Annotated in this window: 17 protein-coding genes; 8 read left to right on the forward strand and 9 right to left on the reverse strand. The window is 70.3% G+C overall.

Annotation, left to right across the window (positions count from 1 at the left end; genetic code table 11):
• Positions 1-51 precede the first annotated feature (51 nt).
• Positions 52-1,230 carry a methyl-accepting chemotaxis protein gene (locus ACIGHN_RS06510; protein WP_396503719.1) on the reverse strand — a complete coding sequence of 393 codons (1,179 nt, stop codon included), beginning with the start codon at positions 1,228-1,230 and terminating at the stop codon, positions 52-54.
• Positions 1,231-1,450: 220 nt separating this feature from the next.
• Between ACIGHN_RS06510 and ACIGHN_RS06515 the strand changes: the two genes are divergently transcribed.
• Both ACIGHN_RS06515 and ACIGHN_RS06520 read left to right on the forward strand, forming a co-directional pair.
• Positions 1,451-2,119 (forward strand): site-2 protease family protein, encoded by a 669-nt coding sequence (locus ACIGHN_RS06515; protein ID WP_056416426.1) that lies wholly within the window; start codon positions 1,451-1,453, stop codon positions 2,117-2,119.
• Positions 2,120-2,150: 31 nt separating this feature from the next.
• Positions 2,151-3,443, forward strand: coding sequence for a tryptophan--tRNA ligase (locus tag ACIGHN_RS06520; protein ID WP_396503721.1), 1,293 nt, complete (start codon positions 2,151-2,153; stop codon positions 3,441-3,443).
• Between the two features lie 89 nt (positions 3,444-3,532).
• Here ACIGHN_RS06520 and ACIGHN_RS06525 read toward each other — a convergent pair whose 3' ends face one another.
• Both ACIGHN_RS06525 and ACIGHN_RS06530 read right to left on the reverse strand, forming a co-directional pair.
• The gene (locus ACIGHN_RS06525) at positions 3,533-6,931 is read right to left on the reverse strand and encodes a FecR domain-containing protein (protein WP_396503723.1); all 3,399 of its coding nucleotides are present in this window, start codon (positions 6,929-6,931) and stop codon (positions 3,533-3,535) included.
• A gap of 34 nt (positions 6,932-6,965) precedes the next feature.
• Positions 6,966-9,008 carry a CHASE2 domain-containing protein gene (locus ACIGHN_RS06530; RefSeq protein WP_396503724.1) on the reverse strand — a complete coding sequence of 681 codons (2,043 nt, stop codon included), beginning with the start codon at positions 9,006-9,008 and terminating at the stop codon, positions 6,966-6,968.
• A gap of 194 nt (positions 9,009-9,202) precedes the next feature.
• Here ACIGHN_RS06530 and ACIGHN_RS06535 point away from each other — a divergent pair, with 194 nt between their 5' ends.
• From ACIGHN_RS06535 to ACIGHN_RS06555, 5 genes are all read left to right on the forward strand, one after another.
• On the forward strand, positions 9,203-9,463 hold the full coding sequence (locus ACIGHN_RS06535; RefSeq protein ID WP_396503726.1) for a hypothetical protein: 261 nt from the start codon (positions 9,203-9,205) through the stop codon (positions 9,461-9,463).
• Positions 9,460-10,521 carry a formylglycine-generating enzyme family protein gene (locus ACIGHN_RS06540; RefSeq protein ID WP_396503728.1) on the forward strand — a complete coding sequence of 354 codons (1,062 nt, stop codon included), beginning with the start codon at positions 9,460-9,462 and terminating at the stop codon, positions 10,519-10,521. Before ACIGHN_RS06535 ends, ACIGHN_RS06540 begins: the two co-directional genes overlap by 4 nt.
• Positions 10,522-10,738: 217 nt before the next feature.
• Positions 10,739-11,437 (forward strand): response regulator transcription factor, encoded by a 699-nt coding sequence (locus tag ACIGHN_RS06545; RefSeq protein WP_056416444.1) that lies wholly within the window; start codon positions 10,739-10,741, stop codon positions 11,435-11,437.
• Positions 11,438-11,545: 108 nt separating this feature from the next.
• On the forward strand, positions 11,546-13,333 hold the full coding sequence (locus ACIGHN_RS06550; RefSeq protein WP_396503731.1) for a FecR domain-containing protein: 1,788 nt from the start codon (positions 11,546-11,548) through the stop codon (positions 13,331-13,333).
• A gap of 83 nt (positions 13,334-13,416) precedes the next feature.
• The gene (locus ACIGHN_RS06555; protein WP_396503733.1) at positions 13,417-15,747 is read left to right on the forward strand and encodes a CHASE2 domain-containing protein; all 2,331 of its coding nucleotides are present in this window, start codon (positions 13,417-13,419) and stop codon (positions 15,745-15,747) included.
• Between the two features lie 148 nt (positions 15,748-15,895).
• Here the strand turns inward: ACIGHN_RS06555 and ACIGHN_RS06560 are convergent, their stop codons facing one another.
• The 6 genes from ACIGHN_RS06560 to ACIGHN_RS06585 form a co-directional block, all read right to left on the reverse strand.
• Entirely contained in the window at positions 15,896-16,471 is a 576-nt protein-coding gene (locus tag ACIGHN_RS06560) for a VOC family protein (RefSeq protein ID WP_396503735.1), read from the reverse strand.
• A 20-nt stretch (positions 16,472-16,491) separates the two neighbouring features.
• Positions 16,492-17,496 (reverse strand): zinc-dependent alcohol dehydrogenase family protein, encoded by a 1,005-nt coding sequence (locus ACIGHN_RS06565; protein WP_396503737.1) that lies wholly within the window; start codon positions 17,494-17,496, stop codon positions 16,492-16,494.
• 17 nt (positions 17,497-17,513) lie between these two features.
• Positions 17,514-18,092 carry an amino acid synthesis family protein gene (locus tag ACIGHN_RS06570; protein WP_396503739.1) on the reverse strand — a complete coding sequence of 193 codons (579 nt, stop codon included), beginning with the start codon at positions 18,090-18,092 and terminating at the stop codon, positions 17,514-17,516.
• 30 nt (positions 18,093-18,122) lie between these two features.
• Entirely contained in the window at positions 18,123-19,094 is a 972-nt protein-coding gene (locus ACIGHN_RS06575) for a Bug family tripartite tricarboxylate transporter substrate binding protein (RefSeq protein ID WP_396503741.1), read from the reverse strand.
• A gap of 89 nt (positions 19,095-19,183) precedes the next feature.
• Entirely contained in the window at positions 19,184-20,044 is an 861-nt protein-coding gene (locus tag ACIGHN_RS06580) for a fumarylacetoacetate hydrolase family protein (RefSeq protein WP_056416459.1), read from the reverse strand.
• 365 nt (positions 20,045-20,409) lie between these two features.
• The gene (locus ACIGHN_RS06585) at positions 20,410-21,132 is read right to left on the reverse strand and encodes a GntR family transcriptional regulator (RefSeq protein ID WP_056416462.1); all 723 of its coding nucleotides are present in this window, start codon (positions 21,130-21,132) and stop codon (positions 20,410-20,412) included.
• A gap of 34 nt (positions 21,133-21,166) precedes the next feature.
• Between ACIGHN_RS06585 and ACIGHN_RS06590 the strand changes: the two genes are divergently transcribed.
• On the forward strand, positions 21,167-21,754 hold the full coding sequence (locus ACIGHN_RS06590) for an NADPH-dependent FMN reductase (protein WP_396503743.1): 588 nt from the start codon (positions 21,167-21,169) through the stop codon (positions 21,752-21,754).
• Positions 21,755-21,806: the final 52 nt, after the last annotated feature.

The following is a 21,806-nucleotide window of genomic DNA, read 5'->3' on the forward strand; positions in this document are numbered from 1 at the left end:
GTCCAGGGGTAGCGTCCCCCTGAGGGGGAAGCCGCGCAGCGGCTCAGGGGGCTACAACTTAAACGCGCCGACCGCCTGCTCCAGATCGCTGGCCTGTGCCGACAGCGCCGAGGCCGTGGCCACCGCGTTCTGCACCAGGGCCGCCGTCTCCTGCGTGGCGCCGTCCATGTGCGATACGGCGGCGTTCACATGGCTGATGGCCTCGCTCTGCTCGCGCAGGGCCACCGAAATCTCGCCCAGCAGGGTGCTGACCTGGCCGACGGCAACCACGATCTCCTCCATGGTCTTGCCGGCCTTGCCCACCTGGCCCGCACCGCTTTCCACCTGCTCGACCGATGCGCTGATCAGCGCCTTGATCTCGCGCGCGGCCACCGCGCTGCGCTGCGCCAGGCTCCGCACTTCGCTGGCCACCACCGCAAAGCCGCGGCCCTGCTCGCCGGCGCGGGCGGCTTCCACCGCGGCATTCAGCGCCAGGATGTTGGTCTGGAAGGCGATGCCTTCGATCACCTGGATGATGTCCACGATCTTGCGCGAGCTGCCGCTGATGGCCTGCATGGTCTGCACCACCTCGCCCACCACGGAGCCGCCCTGCTCGGCGATGGCCGATGCCTTGACGGCCAAGCCGCTGGCCGAATGTGCGCGCTCGGCGTTCTGGCGCACGGTGGCGGTCAGCTCTTCCATGCTGGCGGCGGTTTCGGTCAGGGACGAGACCTGGTCTTCGGCGCGGCGCGACAAATTGCTGTTGCCACGGTCGATGTCGGCGGCCGATGCGGTGATGGAGTCGGTGCTTTGCTTGATGCGCGAGACCAGCTCGGTCAGGGTGTCCTCCATCGTGCCCATGCCGTCGAGCAGCCGCCCGAAGTCACCTTCGAGGTCGGAGCTGAACTCCTGGCTCAGGTCGCCCGACGCCACGGTCTCGGCGATCAGGATGGCCTGGTTGAGCGGGCTCACGATGCCGCTGCGCAGGGTCAGGAAGGCCACGAGCGACAGTGCGAACACCGCGATGCCGCCGCCCACGATCCACGAGCGTGCACCGGACAGGTGCTCGCGCGCCTGCGTGGACTTGGCGGCGCGCTCGCCGTCCGCGGCGGTGGACACCGCACTGCGGTAAGCGTCTTCAGCGCGGCTGATGCGCGACAAACCCATGCCCATGATCAACGCCATCAGCAGCGCTATGCCGCCAAAGGCCAGTACGAGGCGGGTTCCGATTTTGAGGTGATCCAGGGGCACGGGATGTCTCCGAAAGGGTGTTTTGTATGAGTATGGTCCGCAGCGCAACGAGAAACAGCACCCCAAACCTGCGATGCATTTTGTTACTCCGTGCCACATGCTATCAACGAATGGGCGCGGAGGGTGTAACGCTGTCGCACAACCGCATCACCCTTCCTGCACGGCCTGGGCTTTCCCCTGGCCGCGTGGGCGTGTTGCGTGCGTCTGAGACAATCGACGGGTGGACATCTCCAATCTCATCCAAACCGTTCTGATCTACGCCCTGCCGGTGCTGTTTGCCATCACGGTGCACGAGGCAGCCCATGGCTACGCCGCGCGCCACTTCGGCGACAACACCGCGTACATGATGGGGCGCATCACGCTCAACCCGCTCAAGCACATCGATCCGGTCGGCACCATCCTGATGCCGCTGCTCCTGTACTTCGCGACCTCGGGCGCGTTCCTGTTCGGGTACGCCAAGCCGGTGCCGGTCAACTTCGGCAACCTGCGCAACCCCAAGCGGCACATGATCTGGGTGGCGCTGGCCGGGCCGGCGTCCAATTTCATCCAGGCCATCGGCTGGGCCGTGCTGCTGGTGGCGCTGGTGGGCTCGGGTGTGGACGAACGCTTCTTCATCGAGATGGCGCGCGCCGGCGTGCTGGTCAACCTGGTGATGTGGGCCTTCAACCTGTTTCCGCTGCCGCCGCTCGACGGCGGGCGCATCCTGGTGGGCCTGTTGCCCTGGAAGCAGGCGCACATGGTCTCGCGCATCGAGCCCTACGGCTTCTTCATCGTGCTGGCCCTGGTGGTGGCGGGTGTGGTGGGCGCGCTGTGGCTGCGCCCGCTGATGTCGGTGGGCTATACCGTCATCCAGTTTCTGCTCACCCCGCTGACAGCCCTGTTGCGTTGATTCTTCTCTCCTTTTTGCTGACACCGTCCCCATGAGCACCACGCGTTTTCTCACCGGCATCACCACCACGGGCACGCCCCACCTGGGCAACTTCGTGGGCTCGATCCGCCCCTCGGTGGCGGCCAGCCTGTCGCCCAACGTGCAGAGCTTTTACTTCCTGGCCGACTACCATGCGCTGATCAAGTGCGAGGACCCGGTGCGCATCCAGCGTTCCACGCTGGAGATCGCGGCCAGCTGGCTGGCGGCGGGCCTCAACCCCGACCACGTCACCTTCTACCGCCAGTCCGACATCCCCGAGATTCCCGAACTGAACTGGCTGCTGTCGTGCGTGACCGGCAAGGGGGTGCTCAACCGCGCCCATGCCTACAAGGCATCGCAGGACAAGAACCTCGCTGCCGGGCGCGAGGCCGACGACGGCGTGACGGCGGGCCTGTTCATGTACCCGGTGCTCATGGGCGCCGACATCCTGATGTTCAAGGCGCACAAGGTGCCCGTGGGCCGCGACCAGATCCAGCACATCGAGATGGCGCGCGACATGGCCGCGAGCTTCAACCACCTGTACGGCGAGCACTTCGTGCTGCCCGAAGCCGCCATCGACGACCATGTGGCCACGCTCCCCGGCCTGGACGGGCGCAAGATGAGCAAGAGCTACGACAACACCATCCCGCTGTTCAGCTCGCGCGACCAGCTCAAGAAGCTGATCGGCGGCATCCTGACCGACTCGCGCGCGCCCGGCGAGCCCAAGGAGGTGGACGGCTCGGCCCTGTTCCAGATCTACCAGGCCTTTGCCACGCCCGAAGAGACCGAGGCGCTGCGCAAGGCCTATGCCGACGGCATTGCCTGGGGCGACGCGAAGAGCACGCTGCTCGAACGCGTGGACCAGGTGATCGCACCCATGCGCGCGCAGTACGAGGAGCTGATCCACAACCCCGCCCGCATCGAAGCCACGCTGCTGGCCGGCGCCGAGCGGGCCCGCGCCCTGGCCACGCCGTTCATCCGCGAGTTGCGCTCGGCCGTGGGCCTGCGCAGCCTGGCGCAGGCCACCACCGCAGCCAAGCCCGCCAAGGCAGCGAAGGCCGCCCTGCCCTCGTTCAAGCAGTACCGCGAATCCGACGGCAGGTTCTACTTCAAGCTGGTGGATGCCGATGGCCGCCTGCTGCTGCAGAGCACCGGTTTCGATGCGCCCAAGGAGGCTGGCCAGGCCATCGCGCGGCTGCAGCGCGAAGGCCTGGGCGCGCTCGCGGGCCACATCGCGCCCGTGGAGGGCGTGGCCGATGCGCAGGTGTCCGCGGCGCTGGCCGCGCTGGCCGAAGCGGCGGCGTGAAGCCTCCGGCCTGCGCGGCCGGAACGCTCACTTTTTGATAGCTGCTGGCGCTCGATGGACAAGCGCCAGCGGCCAAAAACATCCGACATCTAGTCCCGATACCGCACGCGCATCCACAGCGTAGGCTTGTCCCGCCCGTCGAGCGGCGCCTGCACCGAGCCGATCAGCGACCACCGCCGGTCCGAAAGGTCCATGGAATGGGCCAGCGCCAGGCTCCAGCCCGGCGCCTCGCTGCGACCATTGAGCACGGTGGTGAAGCGGGTGCTGCGGTACACCAGCGAGCCATAGGTGTAGTCGCGCCCGCCGTGCCGCCACACGTTGACCAGCACCAGCGTGTGCCGCGGGAACCCCGGCAGCGCGTTGCCCGGCACCCAGTCGCCCGTGTTGCGCGCCTGCGCCCAGGTGTAGCCCGCCAGCAGGCTCCAGCGCGGGGTCAAGATGCGATTGAGCGCCGCGCCCGCCTGCCGCAGCCGGCCCTTGTCGAACAGGGGGGTGCCGTTGTAGGCGTCCACGGCGGTCTCGGCGGTCTGGATCAGCGGGCCCAGCGACTCCACCCGCTCGCCCACCAGCACGTTGGGCATGTACAGCAGGCTGCCGTCCGTGTACATGGCGTTGGCGATGGTCTGCTGCGACAGGCTGGCATAGCCGAAGGTGCGCGCGTCGATCTCCCAGTCCAGTTGCACGGCGCTCTTGCGCACCAGGCTTCCCGGCATCTGGTACTGGTGGTCGATGGGAATGGCGCCTACCGACACGGGTGCCAGCGTGTTGGCCGCCGGGGCATGCATGCTCTCGATGTAGGCCGCGTGCAGCGCGCGTCCGGGGCCGAAGCGGTACGACACGCCCAGGCGCGGCAACCAACGCCGGGGGTGGCCGCCCTGGTCCAGCACGGGCGCGCGCAGGTCTTCGCCGGAGGCTCCCGCCAACACGCGGGCGCGGTAGTGCATGTCAAAGCGCGGCCACGACGCCTGCGCATGCCAGGTCCACGGGCCGTGGGTGGTCTCGAGCGCGAGCCAAGGCATGTCGAAGCGCAGGTCGGAGTCCTCGCTGCGCGTGACCAGCGAGTACGCACGGTGGAAACCCAGGCGCACACGGCTGCGCTCCCAGCCCCCGCTCCAGCGCTGGGCGCCATGCTGCACCGTGTGGCGCAGCATGAGGCTGTCGGCCGTGTCGGCACTGCGCTCGTCGTATGCACCGACCAGGGATTGCTGCAGCGCCTTGCTGTCGCCGTAGCTGGCGCGCCCGGCCTTGAGCCAGGTCTGCTCGTCGGCCGACCAGCGCCACGCGCCGCCCACGTCCGAGCGCCGCGTGGGGCTGCGCGCCTGGGTGTTGAAGACGACGCCGTCGCTGTCGACCAGCCCGCCCGGCACGGAGTAGCGCGTGCGGTCCTCGAAGTGCAGCAGCAGCAGGCTGAGCCGGTCCGTGGGCTTGATGCCCACACCGATGCGCACGCCCGAGGACAGCAGCCGGTAGCTGCCAGTGCCGTCGCGCGGGTCCTGCTGCTGGCCTTCGACACCGACGCGCCAGGCCACCGGCACGGGCGCTGCGGCCAGGCCCCGGTGGCCCAGGTCGGCCACGCCCGCATCGTGCACCGGGCCGCGCTGTGCGCTGGCGCCGGCCAGCCATTCGCTGCCCGTGGTGCGCAGCAAAGGGGGCTGCTTTTCGCTCGCGCCAAAGGCCAATGGGTCGGCCAGGTAGCCCTGGTAGAGCTCGGAGCTGCGGCTGAAGCTGCTCTCGTACCGGTTGGCCATGAAGAAGTGGCTGCCCGCCCAGAGCGGGTAGTACGACTGCTGCGCATAGGCCCGTGCCCAGTGCTCCAGCCCGAAATCACCCAGCGCCTTGCCCAGGTTGGCCGAGCCCTGGCTGTCCGATGCCAGCGGGTTCAGCGACTTGAGGTACGGCAGCAGCACCAGCGCCTGGCGCGCGGCGGCAATCGCGGCCTCGGGCTGGCCGCTGTCGTTGCGCAGGATGGATTCGATCTGCCAGGGCAGCGGGTCGTGGGGGTCGGCCCGCCGCGCCCGGTCCAGCGAGTCGAAGGCCGCGGCCAGCTCGCCCAGCCGGTACTCGGCCACGGCCAGCCACACCTGGGCGCGGGCATAGCGGGGCTCGATCACCAGCGCCTTGAGCAGTTGCGTGCGCGCGGCGTCGGCATCGCCCTGCTGCAGCGCCAGCAGGCCGGCACCGGCCAGGCTGGTGTAGTCGTCGCCCGCCAAGGCCAGGGCGGCATCAAAGCCGGTGCGCGCGTCGGCCAGCCGCATCGCCTCGGTGTCCGCCGTGGCCTGCTCCGCGCGGTAGACCGGGTGGTCGGGTGCCAGCGCCACGGCCCGCGCCAGGGTGGTGCGGGCGACATGTAGGTCGCCCCGCTCCTGCTGTGCACGACCCAGGCCCCACAGCGCCGCCGCTTGCTGCGCGTCGCCCTGCGCGCGGTCTGCCGCCTGCCGGTACAGGGCCAGGGCGGCATCACCCTGGCCGTCCAGGCGGTGCCAGTCGGCATCGGCCAGCAGCAGCTCCACCGCGTCGGGTGCGGTGGCCCGGGTCTCGGCGATCCAGGCGCGGGCCACCTCGCCCCGGTCCAGCGCCATGAGCAACTCGGCCCGGCGTGCCGCGGTGCGCGGGTCGCGCAGGCGCTGCCACGCGGCGGCGAGCCGCGCCTGGGCGGCATGCAGTTCGCCGTCAAACACCTCCAGGTCGGCCAGGACCAGTTCGACCACCGCGCCCCCTTCGCCGCGCGCCGACAGCGCCAGCAACCGGTCGCGGGCACGCGACCACTGGCCGCCGCGCAGGTCGGTGCGCACGGCCTGCAGGGGCCCAGCGAGGCCGGGTGCCGCGAACTCGGCCCAGCGCGTGGCATCGCCCGGGTACGCCGCCACCCACTGCACCCGTTCACGCGGCTGTACCAGCAGCCGCTTGACGGGGGCCTGGCCAGGCTCCACGTAGCCCTGCTCGGCGGGGCCCAGCTGCACGCTGCCCTGCGCGTTGCTCAGCTCCACCAGGCCCGAGAGCACGGTGAGCGTGGTACGGCCCTGGGCATCCACCTGCACATCCCAGTCGGTGCCGCGCACCACGGCCAGGGCTGCAGGGGTCTGCAGCTGCAGCGATGCCGGGGTCTTCTTGGTGCGGGCCCACAGGCGGCCCGCGGCCAGCTCCAGCACCGTGCGCGCGGGCTGCGATTCGCACAGGCGCACCTGCGCCTGGGCCGCCATGCGGATCTGCGTGCGGTCGGCCAGCAGCAGCGCGGCCGATGACAGCGCCAGCGTGCGCACGTCGGCCCCGCTGCCCAGTTGCTGCGCCAGCACGGCGGGCGACCAGGGCTCCACGCCCGGGGCACGCGTCTGCCCCTGCCCGGCCAGGGCGACGATCTGCGCGGCGGCAACACCGGGCACCGCGGCCACGCCAGCGCACTGGGCCCAGGCAGAGGGGCCTGCGAGGCATGCCAGTGCGGCGACGGCCAGGCCCAAAGGGGTCATCGAGACGCGGCGGTTTGTTCGCATGGGACGGGCCTTTCTTGACACGGAGCTTCAGGACTCAGGACTTGTCGAGCGCGCGGGCCCCCGCCCCCCATGTCGGAGACGGGGGCGGGGGCAGGCCGGCGTCGCCCGCCTGAACGCCGCCGCCCTGGGCCCGCGCCGGCGGCGGGTCCTGCACCCCCATCGCGATCCGCTCGCGCCACTGCGCGGCGTGCGCAACCCACTGCGGCGCGTGCTGCTTGGCCTGCGCCTGCCACTGCGCGCAGCACTCCAGCGCACCGGCCCCATCGCCGGCCAGCACCTGGCGGTGCAGCGACAGGCTGATCTGCGCCAGCGCGGCGTCGTCGCACGGGGTGTAGACATCGATGCCCGCGCTGCGCCCGGCCAGCACCACGGTGTCCAGCCACAGCAGGTGCCGCAGCGCGGCGCTGTCCGGGGGAAGTGCCGCGCGCGTGGCAGCCGACAGCAGGATGCCGGTGCCAAAGGCCTTGTTCGCGCCTTCCAGCCGCGCGGCGGTGTTCACCGCGTCGCCCACCGCGGTGTAGGTGAAACGTTGGTGCGAGCCCAGGTGCCCCACTGCCGCCTCGCCCGTGTGCAGGCCGATGCGCAACCGCACCTCGCCGAACGGCGTGCCCTGCCACGCGGCACGCAGCGCCAGCATCTCGGCCTGCATGGCCTGCGCGCACGCCAGCGCGCGCTCGGCGTGGTCGGGCTCGGGCAAGGGTGCATTCCAGAACGCCATGACGGCATCGCCGATGAACTTGTCGAGCGTGCCGCCATGCTGGTGCACGCAGTGCGTCATGCGCGAGAAATAGGCATTGAGCGCATGCGCCACGGACTCGGGCGGCAGGTGCTCGCTGGCAGCGGTGAAGCCCGCCAAATCCGAGAACAGCAGCGTGAGCACGCGGCGCTCGCCCTGCACGGCCACGCTGGCCGCGCCCGCAGCGGCCAGCGCGTCCACCACCGCAGGCGGCACATAGCGTGCAAAGTCGCCGCGCAACTGCTCGCGGCGGCGGTGCTCGCGCCAGTAGCTGCCGGCCGCCCCCACGTTCAGGTGCAGCAGCAGGCCGGCCAGCGTGGGCAGCGCGCTCCACCACACACCCACCAGGTACGCCCAGAAGGTGCCGATCAACGCCAGCAGCGACAGCGCCACGGTGAGCCAGCTTGCGCGCCAGCCGCTCCAGCGGCGTGTGCCCCACGCGGCGAATGCCACGGCCAGCAGCGCCTGCAGCGCAGGCCCCCCCGGGTGCGCGGGCACGATCCAGTCGCCCGTGAGGCCGTTGATGAGGGCCGTGGCATGCACGAACACACCGGACTGCGTGCCCCCGCCCAGCACCCGCTGCGGTGTCGTGAACTGGTCCACCCCGCCCACCGGCGTGTTCTGGCCGAGCAGCACCAGCCGGCCCTGCAGCGCGCCGGCCGGCAAGCGGCTGCCAGGCGCCAGGGCCTGGCTGTAGTGGGCGTAGGGCAGCGCCACTTCGGGCGCGTAGTGGCGCATCAGCGCACCCGGCGGCGGCGCAATGACAGGGCGCCCGGCAGCGTGCGCCAGCACGCGCCAGAACGCATCGCTGCCCAGGGGGGCGCGGCGCAGCACGCCATCGTCGTCCACCGCCACCCCCACGCTGCCGTGCGGCGCCTGGGTGAAGATGGGTTGCAGGGTCTGCCGGTACTGCGCCACCTGCGAGCTTTGTACCGCCACCTCGGCGCTGGCCAGCACCACGGGCATCCGGCCCTGCAGCGCGCGGGCCAGGGCGGCGTCGTCCGCGGGGGACTGCGGCTCTGCCAGCAGCAGGTCCACCCCGACCGCGGCCACGCCTGCGGCGGCCAGCGCGTCCAGCAACTGGGCGTGCAGGCGGCGCGGCAACGGCGGCGACTGCTGCAATTCGGCCAGGCTGGGCTCGTCGATCCCCACCACCAGCACGCCAGCGTCCGGGCGCACCGGCGCGGTCAGGCTGTTGAGCAGGTCGTACTCGAGCCGCTCCAGGGGCGTCCACACGGGCAGCAGGTGCAGCAGTGCCAGCAACACCAGCGCAGCCAGCACCCGCAGCGCCCAGGACTGCCACGCATCCTTCGACCCGTCCGGTATCCGACTGGTTGCCATCCCCTGCCCCTCTTCACGCGATGGAATGCGATGCTTTTGTGCCCGATTGCGTGTAACACACTGTATCTCCCATCACCCGTTCTGCACACGGTAGACACCCTGAGAGGCGCACCGCATGCGGCGCGCTTGCCATGGCGTGGGGCCCCGTGTTGTGCTTAAACTGGCTCCATCTGTCCGCTGGACCTGGAGATGCCATGAAGCTTTTGACCGCCTCGCTCTGCGTAGTCGCCCTGCTGGCGGGTTGCAACGCCGCCACCACCCGCCCCTCCTCGGCCATGGCCTCGGGCCGGGACCGCACCTTCAGCGTGCCGGTGTACGGCACGGACACTGCGCCCGCCTACGGTGCCGCCACGCGCGAGTGCCAAAAGCTCATGCTGTTTCCCAAGCTGCTGCGCAACGACGGCTCGCGCCTGGTCTTTGAATGCGTGAGCGAATCCCCCAACGGCCAGCCATGAGACGGTCCGTCCGGGCTGCCGGGTCCGTGGCGCTGGCCGCGGCACTGGCGGGCTGCGCTGCATATCCGGGTCCGAAGGCCAGCGCGGGCAACACCACCACCGCTGCAGCACCCGCCAACACATGGACCAACAGCCTGGGCATGGTGTTCGTGCAGGTGCCCGCAGGCAGCTTCACGATGGGGGGCGTCGAACCGCCCGAAACCCTGGCCCGCGCCTACCCCACGCTGGAGGCGAAGCGCTTCACCGACCTGGCCGACGAGCAACCCGCGCACACGGTGCGCATCCGCCGCGCGTTCTACATGGGGCAGCACGAGGTCACGGTGGGCCAGTTCCGGCGCTTCCTCGAGGCCTCGGGCTACGTGCCTGAGTCGGTGGCGGACGGCACCGGCGGGTACGGCTACAACGCGCAGTACGACCCGGCCACCACGCGCCGGGGCGACGCCTTCGAGGGACGCGACCCGCGCTATTCCTGGCGCAACCCCGGCTTTGCGCAGGGCGACGACCACCCGGTCGTCAACGTCACCTGGAACGACGCCCAGGCCCTGGCCGCCTGGCTGAGCCGCACCGAGGGCCACCGCTACCGCCTGCCCACCGAGGCCGAGTGGGAATACGCCTGCCGTGCGGGCACCCGCACCCGCTACCCGCACGGCGACGACCCCGAGGGCCTGGTGCGGTCGGCCAACGTCTTCGACCAGGCCGCCGCGCCCCTGTGGCCCCGCTGGCAGCAGCACGCCCTGGCAGGCAACGACGGCCACGCATTCACCGCACCGGTGGGCAGCTACCAGCCCAACGCCTTCGGCCTGCACGACATGCTGGGCAATGCCTGGGAATGGGTGTCGGACTGGCATGGCGATGACTACTACGCGCAGTCGCCGGCCGACGACCCGCAGGGCCCGGCGGAAGGCTCGGTGCGCGTGCGTCGGGGGGGCTCGTGGCACACATGGTCGTTCTATGCGCGCTGCGGCTACCGCAACTGGAACAGTCCGGAGACACGCTACACCCTGGTGGGCATGCGGCTGGTGCGCGAGATCGGTGCGCCCGCTGCGGCCGGCCGCTGACCGGCCCCGCATCCTGGCCGCTGCGGCAGGCCTTGGCGGACCGCACGCAGGGCACTCCCCGTGCTGCGTGGTGCAGGCGCGATCGTGCCGGTCCGGCGGTGCCTCCATCACAAGGTCAACAAATGTCAACCGGCGCAAGCCCCGTCGGGCACGGTCCGCGTGCATTCCCCGTTCTCGCAAATAATCCGAGGTTGGATATTTTGGACAGGGGGACACCATGCGAATTGCCGCACTGGACGACGACGCGCTGCAACTGGACCTGATCAAGCAGGCCACCGAAGCGATGGGGCACGTGTGCCACACGCACCTCAATGGCGCGGAATTCCTGCGCGAACTGCGCCGAGAAACCTTCGACCTGCTGATCGTGGACTGGCATCTGCCCGACACCACCGGGCCCGAAGTCGTGCGCTGGGTGCGCAAGAACGTGGGGACCCAGCTGCCCATCCTGTTCGTGACCCACCGCCAGGAAGAACGCGACATCGTCGAAGGCCTGGGCAGCGGGGCGGACGATTTCATGGTCAAGCCGGTGCGCATCGGCGAGCTCACGGCACGCGTGGCCGCACTGCTGCGGCGCGCCTACCCCGACAATGCGGGCGGCGTCATGGAGTTCGGCCGCTACCGCTTTCTGCCCGAAACCCGCTCCATCGAGGTCGATGGCGTGGCCGTCGAGCTCAAGAACCGCGAGTACGACCTGGCGCTGTTCCTGTTTCAGAACATGGGCCGGCTGCTGTCGCGCGATCACCTCAAGGACATCATCTGGGGCCAGGTGGCCGACGTCATGTCCCGCTCGCTGGACACCCACATCTCGCGCCTGCGCACCCTGCTGGACCTGCGCCCCGCCAACGGCTTCATCGTCTCGGCGGTGTACGGCGTGGGCTACCGCTTCGAAGCCGTCGAGGCCCAGAAAAGAGCCTGAAGCGGGCCCGCAAGACGCCTGACATGGGCATGACCATTGCCGTTGGCGTCCCGATACCCCCAGGCCGCCAGCGCACCGCCGACCCGGCGCACAACAGGAGATTCTCAATTGGCCAGCATTCACCGCCCGACCCGGCGAGCCTTCCATCCGCTGTCGGCCCTGGGCCTTGCCGTGTGCATCGCAGGCGTGGCCGCACCTGGTGCGCGCGCCGACACCCCCAGCCCGCAGGACGACGAGATCGCCCACACCGTGCAGGACGGCGACACGCTGGAGGGCCTGGCCCGCGCCTACCTGGATGCTCCCCGGCAATGGCCGCTGCTGCAGGCCCGCAACAAGGTCGCCAACCCACGGCGGCTGCAACCCGGCTCGGTGGTGTGGATCCCCGTGCGCCTGCAGCCCGCGGAGTCGGCCACGGTGGAGTTCGTCCACGGCACGGTCACCGCGCAGGGCCGCGCGGGTGGGCTGCGCGCGCCGGTGGCCCAGGGCGGCAAGCTCGAGGAAGGCACCGCGCTGCAGGTGGGCCCCGACGCCTTCGTGGCCGTCAGGCTCGCTGACGGCACCGTGGTGCGCGTGCAGGCCCACTCCGAGCTGCAGTTGCGGCAGCTGCGCCGGCGCGGCCGCGCAGGCAGCGTGCAGTCGGTGCTGGAGATGCGCAGCGGCGCGGTGGAATCGTCGGTGCCGCCCAGTGCTGAGCCGTTTCGCCGCTTCGAGCTGCGCACGCCACTGGCCGTCACCAGCGTGCGCGGCACCCACTTCAGTGTGGCGATGACGGACACCGGTACGACCACGGCTTCGGTGCTGAATGGATCGGTGGCGGTGCAGGCGCGCCAGGGCGACAGCACCACGGCGCAACCGGCGTCTTCCGCACCCACCGCCCTGCTCGCACCCGGGCACGGCCTGGCCGTGGCCGCCGATGGCACGGTGGGAGCGCCCCGCCCTTTGCTGCCGGCACCCGACACTTCCGCCATACCCGCCACGCTGGGTGACGCGGGTTTGCTGGCCATCGATGTGCCGGCCCTGGCCGGTGCCGCCAGGTATGAGGCCCAGATTGCGCAGGACGCAGACTTCACGCAGGTGCTGCGCCACGGCCGCTTTGCCGACGGACAGCTGCGGTGGAAGGCGCTGGAGGATGGGCGCTACTACCTCTCGGTGCGGGGGCTGGATGACGCAGGCATCCCCGGCGTGCCCGCGGTGCTGCCCATCGCCGTGAAGACACGGCCCGTGCCCCCGCTGTACCAGGCGCCCTCGCCCGGCGCGGTGGTGGCGCGGGGCGCCGGGGAACTGCGGTGCACGCAGGTGCCGGGCGTGCGGTGGTACCGCGTGCAGGTGGCCGCCAGCGAGGCCGGCAAGACCGGCGAGGCGCTATGGGCCCAGCCCGTGCTGGACGAGCAGCGCCTGACCGACTGCCGCCTGGCCATCCCCAGCCTGCCGCCGGGCGAGTACGTCTGGCGCGCTGCCAGCCTGCGCGAGCTGCCCCGCGTCCAGGGCGCCCAGGCCGATCAGGCTGACCAGGGGCCGTTTGCGCCACCGCAGCCCTTCACGGTGGCCGACCGGCCCGCCGCGCTGTCTGCGCAGTCCCTGCAAGCCCAGGACGGCGATACCTCCGTGCACCTCCACTGGCCCGCCCGGCCCGGCCAGAGGTTTCGCCTGCAACTGGCGGCCGCCTCCGACCCTGGTTTCGAGAACGTGACCCTGGACACCGTGCTCGACACACCGCAGTGGACCGGCAGCGCGCTCACGCCCGGCGAGTACCTGGTGCGCATCCAGGTGCTGGACCCCACGGGCCTGGACAGCGATTTTTCTCCTGCGCGCCAGATCCGCGTGGGCTCAGGCATCCGCACCGGCGCGGGCCTGCCCGTGTCCACATCCAGCGGCCAGCCGCTGGGGCGTCCTTGAGCCCGGCGCGGCCAGGCGGCATCGCGCCGCGCGGCGGCCCGGGTCAGTGCCTCTACCTGTACGCAGTACGGCGCTTCTGACCCATGTGGACCCTCGCACGCAGCCGCGGCCGACAGCGGCGCCTTGAATGGAGCCTGCTGGCCATCGTTCTGCTGACGCTGGTGGCGTGGCTCAGCCCGCCCGCCAGCCTGGGCCGGATGAACCACCTGGTCCAGGACGCGGGCCTGCGCCTGCTGTCGCGCCCCGCGCACCCCGACATCGTGATCGTCGCCATCGACGACCGCAGCATCGCCACCATCGGCCGGTGGCCCTGGCGCCGCGCGCTGCATGCGGAACTGGTCTCGCGCATCTCGGCGCAGGCCCCGCGCGCCATTGGCATGGACGTACTCTTCAGCGAGCAAGACCAGGACTATCCCGAAGACGATGCGCTGCTGGCCGACGCCGTGGCGCGCAGCGGCCGCGTGGTGCTGCCCATGCTGCGGCGCGGCCATGGCCCCGCGGCCAGCCAGGCCGAACTGCCGTGGCCGCCCCTGGCCGAGGCGGCGGCCCGGCTGGGGCATGTGCATGTGGATCCCGACACCGACGGCGTGGTGCGCAGCTTCTATCTGGCCGAAGGCCCCGGCGCAGCGTCCTGGCCCCACTTCAGCACGGCTCTGTACTGCGTGGGCCAGCCCGAGGCCCCCGGCTGCGCCCTGCCTGCGACGCCCCCGGCCGCAGCCAGCACCGGCGCGTGGCAGCGGCAGGACCGCACGCTGATCGCCTATGCCGGCGGGCCGGGGCATTTCGCCACCTATTCCTACATCGACGTTCTGCGCGGCCAGGTGCCGGCAGACGCATTTCGCGGCAAGTACGTGCTGGTCGGCGCTGCGGCATCGGGGCTTGGCGACATGTTTGCCACGCCCGTGAGCCAGCAATCGCGGCTGATGCCGGGCGTGGAGGTGGTGGCCCATGTGCTCGACAGCCGGCTTTCGGGCGTCGGCATACGGCCCGCCGGGCCTGTGGCCAACACCCTCTTCAACCTGGTGCCCGTGGCATGCGCCCTGCTCGCACTGCTGCTGGCCGGCCCGTTCGTCGCGCTGCTCACCAGCGCCCTGCTGGCTGTGGGCACCCTGCTGCTGGGCGTGGCCCTGCCCTGGTGGCTGGGCGTGCACGTGGCCCCTGCAGCGGCCCTGGTGGGCCTGGTGCTCGCCTACCCGCTGTGGAGCTGGCGGCGCCTGAGCGCCGCCGCACAGTTTCTGCGGCAGGAGATGGAGCGGTTGCAGCGCGACGGGCTGTCACTGCGGCTGGCAGGCAGCGCCGGGGATGGCGGCGACTTCCTGGAAAAGCGCATCAACGCCGTGGAGCGGGCGTCGCGCCAGCTGCGCGACCTGCACCACTTCGTGAGCGAGAGCCTGCAGCAACTGCCCTCGCCCACCATCGTTTGCGACCCCGAAGGCCGCATCCTGCTCACCAACATGGCCGCCCGCAGGCACGTGGGCGGAGATGCCGCTCTGCCGCTGCAAGGGCAGTCAGTGGCGGACCTGCTGCACGACCTGGTGCACACGCGCACCGGCCAGACCCTGGTCACCGCCGAGAGCCTGCGCCGAGGGGATATGCCCGAGCAAAGCGAAGGCCACGACGCACGCGGGCGCAGCCTGCTGGTGCAGTGCAAGCGCTTCACCGACCTGGCCAAGGCGGGCTGGCTGATCACGCTGGTGGACCTGACCGAAATGCGGCACGCGCAGCAGCAGCGCGACCAGGCGATGAACTTCATCTCGCACGACATCCGTGCACCCAACGCGTCGATCCTCACCCTGCTGGAGATGCAACGCGCCTACCCCGGCCGCATGGCGGACGAAGAGATGTTGCGGCGCATCGAGCGCTATGCGCGCACCTCGCTGGGCATGGCGGAGAACTTCGTGCACCTGGCCAGCGCGCAGTCGCAGGAGTACCGCATGGCGCCGCTGGACCTGGTGGCGATGCTGGCAGAGACGGTGGACGACACCTGGGCCCTGGCGCGCGACGGCGGTGTGGACGTGCTCGTCACGACCACACCCGACACAGCGCCCACGCTCGGGGACCGGTCGCTGCTGGGCCGCGCCCTCACCAACGTGCTGCACAACGCCATCAAGTTCAGCCCTGCGGGCAGCGCCGTGCAATGCGCCATCACGCCGCGGGGCACCCGGTGGGTGGTATCGGTACGGGACCAGGGGCCGGGCATCGCGCCGCAGATGCAAGGCCAGCTGTTCGCCCCTTTCCAACGCCTGCACGACCGCAGCCATCCTGCGGTGAGCGGCGTGGGCCTGGGCCTGGCGCTGGTGCACACCGTGGTGCAGCGCCACGGCGGTACGCTGGAGGTGGACAGCGACGTGGGTCGCGGCGCCGAGTTTCGGCTGGTGCTGGCGGGCCTTGCGGAGTCTCCCGCCACCGATTGACGCGCGGAACCCAAAATGCTATTTAATTTATAGCAAATAAACCTTCACTGGAAAGCGGTAGCGGCATATTTGACGCCATCCTGCGTGCCGCCACCCCACCCGTTGCGCACCGTGTCCATGCTGGCCCCGGAGGACGGCCACCCGACACTCAGGGCCCCGGGGCTGTCTGTGGCGATGTCTTGAGTGCCTGGCTGCGCAGTGCGAACCGCGCGGCCCATTCAGACACCGGCATGAAGCTCGGATCGGTGCGCACCACGCGCTCGGTCTGCGCCCAGATGGCCTCGTCGTCCTGGTCCAGGTCCAGCGGGTCGCCATGGGGCTGGCTCACGTACCACGGGGTATCGAGGTACACCTCCACCGTGTTGTCTTCGGGGTCCATGCAGTAGATGGAGATGGCGTTGCCGTGGTTGAGCCCCCGCATCCTGGTCGCGCCCAGCGCCAGGGCCCGGCGGCGCGCCTCGCGCAGGTGGTCCAGGGTCTGGACCTTGAAGGACAGCTGCATCACCGTGCTGGGCGCATCGGCGCCGCGCCCGCCGGCCAGCACCAGCTGGTGGTGCTGGTCGTCGCGGCCGCTCAGGAACACGATCTCGAAGCGGAAGGTCACGCCCTCGCCCCGGTCGGTCTCCTGCATGTCGAACACGCCGGTGTAGAAGCGTTTCATGACCTCCAGGTCGCGGCAGAAGATGCCACAGTGCGAGAGGTTCGCGGTGTAGGGGGTGCTCATGGTGACGGGCTCCACACAGTTCAGGGAACGAGGACCAGCTTGCCCAGCGTGCCACCGCTGTCCAGCAGCTCATGGGCCTGGCGGGCCTGCGCCAGCGGCAGGCGCATGGCGCGCGGTGCGCGCACCTGGCCGCTGGCCATGAGCGCAATGGCCTGCTCCATGAGCCCGCGGCGCTGCGCGACGTCGGCATCCACCGCGTGAATGGAGAAAGTCCGGATGGCCAGGCTCCTGGCCAGCAGCTTGCGCAGTTCGTCGAACACGTCGGCAGACGGCGGACCCGCAAGGATGTTGTACGACACCGCCATGCCCGACGGGGCAAGCGATCGCAGGCAGGCGATGAACAGCGCCGCGCCCACATGGTCGAACGCCAGGTCCACGCCCCGGCCGCCGGTGAGCTCCATCACGCGCTGCGGCAAGGCCTGTACATCGCCGTCGACCAGGTCGGTGACGCCGTTCTCCAGGGCAAAGGCCTGCTTTTGCGGCGTGGACGCGGTACCGATCACCCGCAGCCCGCGCGACCGCGCCACCTGCGACAGCGCGGTGGCCACACCGCCGGCCGCGCCCGGCACGAGGATGGCCTGCGCCGGCAGGTTGCCGTTGCTGGCCAGCAGCGCCAGAGCCAGCTGGAAGTTGCCCAGGCTCACTGCGTCGTCGAACGCAATGCTCTGCGGCAGCACGAAAGGCACGGCCTCGGCCACGCAGATCGCCTGCACGTAGCAGCCGCCGCGCTGGGGCAGCTCGCGCGCGCTCACCAGCACGCGGTCGCCCACGGCCAGGCGCGCCACGCCCGGGCCCACGGCGTCCACCACGCCTGCCAGCTCATTGCCGGGCACGGCTGGCAGCGGCGGCATCCACTTGTAGGTGCCGTTGCGGATCAGCACGTCCGGGCCGCCCGCGCCGATGGCGTGCGCCCGCACGCGCACTTCGCCCGGGCCCGGCCGGGGCTCGGGCAGGTCGACCAGCGACAGGACCTCGGGCCCGCCGGTGACCTGCAACTGCACGGCCTTCATCGTCGTGTTCGCCATGGTGGTGTCTGCCATGTTCAGCGCTGCCCGTCGTGCACGGAGACTTGCTCGCGCGTGAGGCCGCCCAGGCGGGAGTGGATCCGGCCACCGTCGGCCATCACCAGCGCGAACAGGATTTCATCGGGGCGCGGCGCGTCCTGGATGCCGACCTCCGCGCTGTTGTAGTGGCTGCGCACATAGGCGGCGTGGATGTAGTGCAGCGGCACCATCAGCCGGTACCCGGTGGCAGCCACCGCCTTGGCCGAGGGCACGATGGCCTTGGGCTCGCCCAGCACCTGGCGCATGGCCCAGCCGCCGGCTTCGTGCCACACCGCCCCGTGTTCCAGCTCGCCATTGACGCCGACGATGGCGGCCTTGCTGTAGGCCTGCACGTTCTCCTTGCCCAGGGTGTCCACCAGCTCCTGCGCGAGCACGGTGCCCAGGCCGCGCAGCTCGGCCATGAAGGGGAGCAGGTCGGGCTCGTAGCGGCCGGCGTAGGGGTTGCGGATCACCGCGCAGGCCGACGCCACGCGCAGCGGCGTGTCCGCTGGCGGGCCGCCCTCGTGGTGGATGGTCTCGATGGTGAGGCTGCGTTTGCGGATGGCGATCAGTGTCATGCGGACGGTCTTTCAGTGAATGCGTTCAGTTCATTGTTTCGGAATCTTGGCATCGGCCACCACCTGCTGCCATTTCTCGAGCTCGTGGCTGACCATGGCCTTCATTTCCTCGGGGGTGCTGCCGCGCGCCTCGCCGCCCATGTCCTCCAGGCGCTGGCGCACGGCAGGTGCCTGCAGGGCGCGCAGGGTTTCGGCATGGAGCCGGTCCACCACGGGCCGGGGCGTGCCGGCGGGCGCCATCAGGCCCGCCCACGAGCGGACGTCGTAGCCCGCCACGCCCTGCTCCATCACGGTGGGGACATGGGCCAGGCCCGGCCAACGCTGGGGCCCGGTGGTCGCAATGGCGCGCAGCTTGCCCGCCTGGATGTTGGACAGCACCGCCGTGGGCGGCGCGATGATGAAGGGCACGTCCCCCGCCAGCAAAGCGGTGAGGGCCGCTGCGTCGCCCCGGTAGGGCACATGCAGCAGCTGGACCCGCGCCAGCCTGGCCAGCAGCTCGCCCGCCAGGTGGTGGGTGGAGCCCACCCCCGCCGTGCCGTAGGCCACCGTGCCCGGTGCCGCCTGGGCGGCGGCCAGCACCTCGCGCAGGCCCTGCACCTTGGAGCTGGCGTTGACGACGATCAGGAACGGGAAGTAGGTGACGGTGGAGACCATCTCGAAGTCGGCCACCGACTTGTAGGGCAGCGTGTTGTACAGCGCCCCCGCCACCGCATGGCCGCCGGTGGCCAGCAGCAGGGTGTAGCCGTCCGGCCTGGCGCGTGCGACGGTGGTGGCGGCGATGGTGCCGCCCGCCCCCGACTGGGCCTCCACCACCACGGGCTGGCCCAGTGCCTTGGACATCTCCATGCCCACGGCGCGCGCAATCGCATCGGCATTGCCGCCGGGCGCAAAGCCCTGGTAGAGCTTGATGGCGCGTTCGGGATACGCCTGCGCCAGGACCGGCCGTACCGGCCAGGACAGGGCCGCCGCGCCACAGGCGGCCAGGATGTGTCTTCTGTGCATGTTGCTTGTCTCCGATGGGCGGCGGCCGCGTGGGACCTGGCTCTGCCCGGGTGGTGGTATGGATGGACGGGATCGGGTGGCGAGGCGACTCAGGCCTGTGCAACCACCGGGTTGCGCAGCAGGCCGACGGCCTCGATCTCCACCTCCACCACGTCGCCGGGCTTCATGAACAGCGGTGGCTTCTTGCTCCAGCCCACGCCCGCAGGCGTGCCGGTGATGATCACGTCGCCAGGCACCAGGGTGAAGATGGTTGAGGCGTAGGCGATGAGGCGCGGGATGGAGAAGATCATGTGGCCCGTGTGGCTGGACTGCACCACAGCCCCGTTCAGCCGAGTCTCCAGCTTGAGCTCGCGGCCCGGCGCGATCTCATCGGCCGTCACCATCCAGGGGCCGAAGGCGCCGGTGGACTCGAAGTTCTTGCCCGACGCGATCTGCTTGGCGTGGAACTGCCACTCGCGCACGCTCGCATCGTTGTAGCAGCTGTAGCCCGCGACGTGGTTCCACGCATCGGCTTCGGCGATGTCCCGCCCCTGCTTGCCGATGACCACGGCCAGCTCGCCTTCCCAGTCCAGCGATTCCGACACGTGCGGACGCACGATGGGCCCCTGGTGCGGCGTCTGCGAGCGCCACACGCGCAGAAAGATCGGCGGCTGCTCGGACAGCTCGCGCTGCATGCCCGCGGCCAGCACCTCCTGGTGGTGGTCCATGTAGTTGCGCACTGCGCAAACGATTTTTTCCGGGCGGGGAATCACGGGCAGGAAGGCCACGTCGGCCAGCCTGGCGTCGGGCTTGAGACCCGCCACCAGCGCATCGCGCCGCGCGAAGTCGGGGCTGGCGATGAAGTCGGCCAGCGTCGCATGGCCGGTGCGCGTGGCCAGTTCGGCCACGCCATCGGCGATGACGACACCCCAGGTGTCACGGCCGGCCAGCGAGTAGGACATCAGTTTCATGGTTTTCCTTGAGCGTTTGTGAGAGACAGAAAGAGAAGGCGGCCAACGCGGCGTGCCAGACCCATCACCTTGTCCGCGTTTGGTGCGTGAAGTAATTTTTATGCACAAAACAAAATTAATGCATAGTGGTTTACACCAAGCACAAAATGGAACGCAAGGTCAGAAGTGGTTTTCAACGCTGTGGTGGCGAGGTGCGGCGGATCGTCTCCGCCAGCTTGGGGGTGCGGCTCGCGCAAGCCAACGCACCATCGGCGGACGGCCAGAAACGACAAAGCCCCGCAGGGCGGGGCTTTGTCGTCGCGAGGGCGCTGCACCGGCAGCGCACCCCGCAGGGCGTGGGGAGGGCAGGAAGCCGAGGCTCGGTCTCAGGCCCCCTGCTGGTGCTGGACCACCTGGTCGAGCACCGCCAGAACGTTGCGCTCGGTGCTCAGGATGTGCTCTTCGAGCAGCGCGCAGGCGGTATCCGCATCGCGCCGCAGGGTGGCGTCCATGAGCTTGCGGTGCTCGTTGGACTTGCGCCGCGAGGTCTTGCGAAAGCGCGCGGAATAGCGGCGGTAGCGCTCGGCCTGGTCGAACAGGCTGGCGCTCCAGTTGCGCAGGCGCTCCGACGGGCAGGCGCTGATCAAGGCCCTGTGGTAGGCCGTGTGCAGATCGGTCCAGCCGTCGTCGAGCACCACGGGGCCGTCGCCCAGCCGGGATTCCACCTTCTCGAGCCGATGGTAGGCGCCGACTACCGCAGCCTCCCAGGCGTCGTCGCCGTGGTCGATGGATTCGCGCAGGGCCTGCACGTCCAGCATCACGCGCATGCGGGTGATGTCGGCCAGGTCGGCCGCCGAGATTGCCGCCACCCGAAAGCCGCGCCGCTCGTCCGCACGGATCAGCCCCTCCTGGGCCAGACGGCTCAGCGCCTCGCGCAGCGGGCTGCTGGAAAAACCGTAGGCCGTCTGCAGCTCGTCGAGCTTGAGCTTGGCGCCCGCACCGTAGGTGCCGCTCAGCACATCGCGGCGCAGTTGCAGGAAAGCCTGGTCGACCAAAGGCGGCGTGCGCGTGGGTTGTTCTTTTTCATACATGATTTGAATTTTATGCATAAACTCGCGCCTTTCGAACAAGGAGCAAACCCTAGTGACTGCCGCCATCGACACCCCCATTCGCCTGGTCGCCATCTCCGGCAGCATCCGCCGCGCATCGCACTGCACGGCCGTGCTGCGCAGCCTATCGCCACTGCTGCCGGCCACGGCCACACTGGATCTGGCTGCGCTGGATGACATCCCTCTGTACAACGCCGACCTGGACGGCGACTCGCCGCCGGCCTCCGTCGCGCAGCTCAAAGCCGCCATCGCGGGTGCCGACGGGCTCGTGATCTGTTCCCCCGAATACAACTACGGCATCCCCGGCGTGCTCAAGAACGCCATCGATTGGGCCTCGCGCCCGGGCTTCGCCTCGCCGCTCAAGGGCAAGCCGGCGCTGATCATGACGGCATCGCCCGGCACGGCCGGTGGCGTGCGCGCCCAGGCCCAGATCCGCGACGCCCTGGCTGCCACGCTGGCCCGGCCGCTGGTGCGCCAGCACATCGCCATCGCCGGCGTGGCCTCGCGCATCCAGGACGGGCGCCTGAACGATGCCCCCACGCTGGATTTCATCCGTGCCGGACTGGCGGACCTGATCGAGGAGATCCGCTGGCTCAGGACTGCCAGGCCGCAGCAGGCCTGAACTGAACGTTCGCCGGCGCCGCAGGGGCCGAAGCAACGGGCAAGAGGGCCTG

Source organism: Acidovorax sp. NPDC077693, from assembly GCF_044542805.1.
Lineage (GTDB): Bacteria > Pseudomonadota > Gammaproteobacteria > Burkholderiales > Burkholderiaceae_C > Acidovorax.